Here is a 5,557-nt window from a genome sequence, read left to right on the forward strand (position 1 = left end):
ATGATGGCCGAAAGATCAATTACAGCCTCTTCGATAAATTAAGTCAGCTGAATCAGCGAGAGATTGTTGAGAATAAACGGTTGGGTGCTGTTCTGAATCATATCCAACAACAGCATGAAGAACTGGAACAACAAAACAAACGCAATCGTTCTCAAAAGATGCCAAGCAGACGTGCACAGAAAATAGCAATCAAAGAACGAAATCTAAATCCTGTGCTTGACTTGGAATTGTCCATATAGGACATTTCTATTTGGTTATTAGGTAGGACATTTCTACTTGGGAATAACACCCAAGGCATGGCTTTTAGTTATGCTTTTTTATCAAAAGACTATAGCTGAATGATAGCGAGCCAAATCGCATACAATATCTATCATTAGACTTAATGCAATAATTAAATGATGTTGTTATCATTAATCTAATAGAATTAAGATTAAATGATAGAAATGAATACACGTATTTATCTACGAGCTTCAACTAAAGATCAAGATGCAAAAAGGGCTTTGCAGATTCTTCAGGATCTAAACCAAAACTTGAATTTGGGTGAAACCATTGTGTACGTGGAAAACTATAGTGGTACGAAGTTAGACCGACCTGAATTGAATAAGCTGCTGTCAGAAGCAAATCAAGGTGACACCTTGTTAGTTGAAAGTATTGACCGCTTATCACGCCTAACCCAACGAGATTTTCAAGAGCTGAAGCGCAGGATTCAAGAGAAAGGACTTCGATTAATTGTGGCAGATCTTCCTACTACCTACCAAATGATTCAAACCAGTGACACCATTACTCATTCAATCCTAGAACTCATTAATAATATGTTGATTGATCTCCTGGCAACAATGGCTCGCCTAGACAATGAGAAACGTATAGAACGTATTAAGCAGGGCCTGGCACGTTCGGGTTACAAGCCAACAGGTAAGAAAGCCAATGAGGCTAAGCACAAACGAATAAAAGAATTACTAGCAGCTGGCAATATGACTAAGGAAGAAATTGCCAAAGCAGTGAATTGTGGAGTTGCAACTGTTTATCGAGTTGCTAAAGTCATTTAAAAAGGCTTGTATCAGTGCTTCCCTTATGTCATATCTATTTACAAAGGAACAAGGCATTCTTAAAGATCAAAAGAAGGGATTAATGATGAAAAAGCATTTGATTTTCCTTGTTTTTATAGTGATGGTTTTTATTTTAGCTCTAGTTGTAAAGATTAATAATGATCATAAAAAAGGGCAAGCATTAAACAAATTGGAACTAGTTGAAAAGCAAATCCATTAGGTAAAAATTGACTTATACTTATTTAAATAACGCTAATAACTAAGCCCAAAGAACACCTAGACCCAGTGCTATACACGCTTAGTTTTTTATATTTTAAAAGAGCATTTTAGCAAATATCATAAAAGACCGATCTATTCTCAAGCCGGTTTTTTATATCGCCGAGCATCATGGCTTCATCATAGATATATGAATATTAAGATAAATAAAAAGCCCTATAGTCTCTCCCGTTACTATAAGGCTTATAAAACGCTGTAATTTTTTTCTTAATTACCTACTTTTCGATGTAAGTTATGAATATATTTTACCTATTGGTAAAAATAAAGATATAAGACAAAAGATGAATATGCTAGGAATTTCGCATAACAACCATCATGTTAAATGCGGGGATAAATAAAAGAATTGAAAATATATCTAAGATTTATTAAGATATATCTTAATAAATCTTAGATATACCAACTTATGAATGAAACAACTGACTCTTTGCTGATAAATTCAGATACGCCATCACGTAAAAGCCGTTTATTTGAATCTGGCCATATGAAATTGCTAGTGCTTTCTTTAATTGAACAAGCGCCTAGATACGGTTACGAAATTATTAAAAGCATTGGTGAGTTGGTAGGTGGTGGATATAGCCCAAGTACAGGCACAATTTACCCAACCTTATCTTATCTTGAAGACATGCAATTTGTTTCTATTGAAAAACCTGATGGTGACCGTAAGCAGTACAAGATTACAGTGACTGGTATTAACCATTTAAATGGTCAAAGAGAGCATTTAGAACATATCCTTGGCCGCTTAGAGACGCGACGTGAAATTCAAAATAATGATCAATATCTAGATATCTATCGTGCAATGGCAAACTTAAAAACATCATTGCGACTTAAATTAAAAAATAATGCACTGACTGAAGAAACAATTCATCAAATTGCTAAGAGCATTGATCAAGCTGCTGTTGATATTAGCTGTCTTAAAAATGAGGTAGTCCGATGAAACAACATAAATATCAAATTAGTGTAAAGCATCTTGTCGATCCAAAAGGACAGCCTTCAACTTACACTGAAGATCTTGTTTTTACTGCTTATAATCACGATGATATTTTCAAAGTTTTAGAAAAATTGCAGCAGAAAAAAATTATAGATGAAGAATCAATGAAATCTTTTGCCGTAGGATTAAAGCTTATGGGAGAAGTGTTATTAGAAAATAAAGATATTCCTTTATTTAAAGATTTTTCGCCGCAATTTATTGAATTTATTAAATCAATCAAAAAACTTTAACTTACGGAGTTAGTCCATTTAAATCTATTCCTTTGAGTTAATCTGATATGAAAAATATTTAAGGTTAAATTATTTAGTTTTCTTAAAATTAACATAATACACCTTATACGAATGCAAAAATGGGAGCTATAAGCTCCCATTTTTAGTCTTTAATGCGCTTTTTAGCTTCTTCATAAACTATGCTATCAGCTCGTTTCCCGACTGTGATGAGCAAGATAACTACCTGATCATCTTTAAATTGATAGACAAGTCTGACACCAGCTTTTAATAATTTAATTTTATAGCAACCTGCAAGATCGCCTCTCAGCATATTCTTTGGAATATGTGGCTGCTCTATGACTTTGGCTAGTTTCTTCTTAAATTGATCTCGTATAGCAACAGGGAGTTTTTCCCATTCTGCTGTAAAGTCTTTGTGACGTAAAAGCTTATAAGTCATCTAATGTGACTTCCTCAAACATCTCTTTAGGGTCATTAATGCGCTTACGGACAAGAGCTAATAATTCTTCATCTTCTTCTGAAAGCAAAGCTTTTTTGACAGGTAGTTTCCCAGTCGTAGCAACATACTCAAGAATACTAGTAAAGAAATCTGTAGGTGCAATACCTTGTTCTTTAAGGATGGAATAGGATTTTTCTTTAAGGGCTTCATCGACCCTGAAGTTAACAGTAGCCATCATATCTCCCAGTTATTTAATGTGCTAAGAGTACTGTAATGCAAATTGCATTACAAGTCGACTTCGTATAACCGCCATTATGTTAAATAGGGGGGAAATAAGAAAATATTTTAAAATGAAATCCTTTTTATTTTTAATTCGACTTGGATTGAATTATGGCAGTAGCACTGCTTTTATAAATACAAAATAGTGCAATAGCTAATAGTAAAAGAGCAGCAACTCTCGATCCATCCATAGTGATAACAGTATTATTAAACCAGCCAAAATTATCAATTAATAAACTCATTACTAACTGTCCACTTATTACAGCAACAGTTGTTGCAGCAGCACCAAGTCTAGGCATAGCAAACACAACTATGAGCATATAGGCAACACCAAAAAATGCGCCAGTTAGCTGCCATCTTGGAGCGGTAAATAAATTTAAAGAATGATGTGGTTCAAAGAAGAATGCTATTAAGAAGCTAACAAGTGTGCCCATCACAAATGTTAACCAAGAACTTTCTAATACTCCTACTGCTGAACCTAGACGACCATTGATTGATGACTGGGCACATAAGACAGCTCCACCAAAAATAACAACAAGTAACATTATATAAATCATGGGAAAGCTTCCTTATTGAATGAGCCACAATGCAGCTAAAATGGCAATGAGTGCCCCGATACGATACTTGTCTATAGCTCGTTTATTACTCCCTAATAAACCCCAGTGATCAATAATTAGGCTGGTAGCTACTTGACCAAATAAAATACCTACCATTGTCAAACCAACGCCAATGAGGGGCGTAGCTACAGTTAAAGAGACGACATATATTGGACCTAACAGGCCGCCTGCAAGTAGCCAGCGTGGTTGTTTGAACATAATAGAGAGTCGTGGACGACCAAAAATAAGACCAAATGTTAATAGGATAGAACCCAACGCAAAAATGCCTAATGTGGCCCAAATATGCCCAATTTCTTCACCCAATGGTCCCAGCAAACCAGCTTCAATAGATAGCCCCATGCCAGCAAAAAAGACCAATGGTAAAATCCATAACTGTTTCATACATTACTTACTGAGTAAGAGGAGACGTGAATTATATTTGATTGTTAGAAAGCTACAATGAATCATTTTTTCAAAACATAATTGCTATAATCACAACAATAGTCTTACTCGATATATTTTGGGAAAAATATAAATGCAGTTAAAAGCATTACGTTACTTTGCGATGGTCGCAACTACTGGCAGCTTTTCTGCGACAGCCAAACATTTTCAAGTTCCCTCTTCTTCTGTATCTCGGTTTATTTCTAAACTTGAACAAGACATTGGACAGCAGCTTTTTTATCGTAATACACGGTCTGTTCGGCTGACTGAAATTGGGGAGAAGTACTATATCCAAATCAAGGAGGTACTCGATACGTTGGACTTTGCCAACGAGGAGGCCACAGGGAAAAATTCAAATGTGAGAGGATTGGTACGTATTAATACCGCAGTTGCCCTAGGGCGATTACATATATCGCGCATTGTTAATCAACTGCATGATATCTATCCCGATCTTTCAGTGGAACTAATCCTAACAGATACATTTATTGATCCTGTCCAAGAAGGTGTCGATATTGCGATTCGGATTGGATCACTGCAAGATTCAGCACTGATCGCAAGAAAAGTATGTGATCAGACTTACGTATTGTGTGCGAGCCCAGAATACCTTGAGTGCTATGGAACACCTGAAACACCTCAAGATATTCAGAAACACCAATGCCTTGTTTACAAAGGTGTTTCGGGGAGTCAAAGATGGTATTTTCGCCAAGATGAACTCGACAAGCCTATTGAAATAGAACCCCAAGGTCCTTTAACAAGTAACAATGCTGAAGTGTTGGTTTCAGCGGCATTGGAAGGTAGAGGGATTGTATTATTCCCTACATGGATTTTTGAAGAAGGTTATTTTAAAAACAAGCAATTCGTTAAATTACTCCCTAAATGGCTTTGCACAGTAGAACCTTATACTGTTGGGATTCATTTAGTCTCTCCTGAAAACAGAATTCGTTCAAAAAAGGTGAGAACTGTTTTAGATTTTATATTAAAGGAAATTGGAAGCCCTCCTTATTGGGATAATATTCTTACTTTTTGAAATCTATTAAAAAGACGTTTATTTTAGTATTTCTTAAATTAACATAATACACCTTATACGAAATGTATGTGTAAGCCCCAAATAGAAATGTCCGGTTTCTCCAAAGTAAAAATGTCCGCTTTTAGAATATGCACTTTTGCAATTTCGTTAGCGGACGGTTTGATATGTTGGTGTCTATGTCGGATAAAGAACTTAAACGATTGTCGGTCTTGCAGGAAATCTGCGATCAACGCATAAC

Annotated in this window: 8 protein-coding genes and 1 pseudogene; 5 read left to right on the forward strand and 4 right to left on the reverse strand. The window is 35.6% G+C overall.

The genetic code is table 11. The features are described from left to right. From NI462_RS14600 to NI462_RS14615, 4 genes and pseudogenes are all read left to right on the forward strand, one after another. Positions 1-239, forward strand: a pseudogene (locus NI462_RS14600) (ISNCY family transposase); the annotation flags it as partial. A 195-nt stretch (positions 240-434) separates the two neighbouring features. Further along, positions 435-1,046: a recombinase family protein gene (locus NI462_RS14605; RefSeq protein ID WP_004811709.1), complete on the forward strand. Its 612-nt coding sequence runs from the start codon at positions 435-437 to the stop codon at positions 1,044-1,046. Between the two features lie 679 nt (positions 1,047-1,725). Next, entirely contained in the window at positions 1,726-2,256 is a 531-nt protein-coding gene (locus tag NI462_RS14610) for a PadR family transcriptional regulator (RefSeq protein WP_005254570.1), read from the forward strand. Then, positions 2,253-2,540 (forward strand): DUF3861 domain-containing protein, encoded by a 288-nt coding sequence (locus NI462_RS14615; RefSeq protein WP_005015460.1) that lies wholly within the window; start codon positions 2,253-2,255, stop codon positions 2,538-2,540. Before NI462_RS14610 ends, NI462_RS14615 begins: the two co-directional genes overlap by 4 nt. Before the next feature lie 142 nt (positions 2,541-2,682). Here the strand turns inward: NI462_RS14615 and NI462_RS14620 are convergent, their stop codons facing one another. From NI462_RS14620 to NI462_RS14635, 4 genes are all read right to left on the reverse strand, one after another. Next, entirely contained in the window at positions 2,683-2,976 is a 294-nt protein-coding gene (locus tag NI462_RS14620; protein ID WP_005254654.1) for a type II toxin-antitoxin system RelE family toxin, read from the reverse strand. Next, entirely contained in the window at positions 2,966-3,211 is a 246-nt protein-coding gene (locus NI462_RS14625) for a type II toxin-antitoxin system RelB/DinJ family antitoxin (RefSeq protein WP_000246756.1), read from the reverse strand. The genes NI462_RS14620 and NI462_RS14625 overlap by 11 nt, the downstream gene beginning before the upstream one ends. A gap of 133 nt (positions 3,212-3,344) precedes the next feature. Then, positions 3,345-3,812, reverse strand: coding sequence for a DMT family transporter (locus NI462_RS14630; RefSeq protein WP_253161197.1), 468 nt, complete (start codon positions 3,810-3,812; stop codon positions 3,345-3,347). Between the two features lie 12 nt (positions 3,813-3,824). After that, positions 3,825-4,253, reverse strand: coding sequence for a DMT family transporter (locus NI462_RS14635; protein WP_171265301.1), 429 nt, complete (start codon positions 4,251-4,253; stop codon positions 3,825-3,827). 133 nt (positions 4,254-4,386) lie between these two features. Here NI462_RS14635 and NI462_RS14640 point away from each other — a divergent pair, with 133 nt between their 5' ends. Continuing rightward, positions 4,387-5,319 carry a LysR family transcriptional regulator gene (locus NI462_RS14640; protein WP_171265302.1) on the forward strand — a complete coding sequence of 311 codons (933 nt, stop codon included), beginning with the start codon at positions 4,387-4,389 and terminating at the stop codon, positions 5,317-5,319. The last annotated feature ends 238 nt before the right edge of the window (positions 5,320-5,557 follow it).

The organism is Acinetobacter lwoffii (assembly GCF_024129715.1).
Classification (GTDB): Bacteria; Pseudomonadota; Gammaproteobacteria; order Pseudomonadales; family Moraxellaceae; genus Acinetobacter; species Acinetobacter lwoffii_U.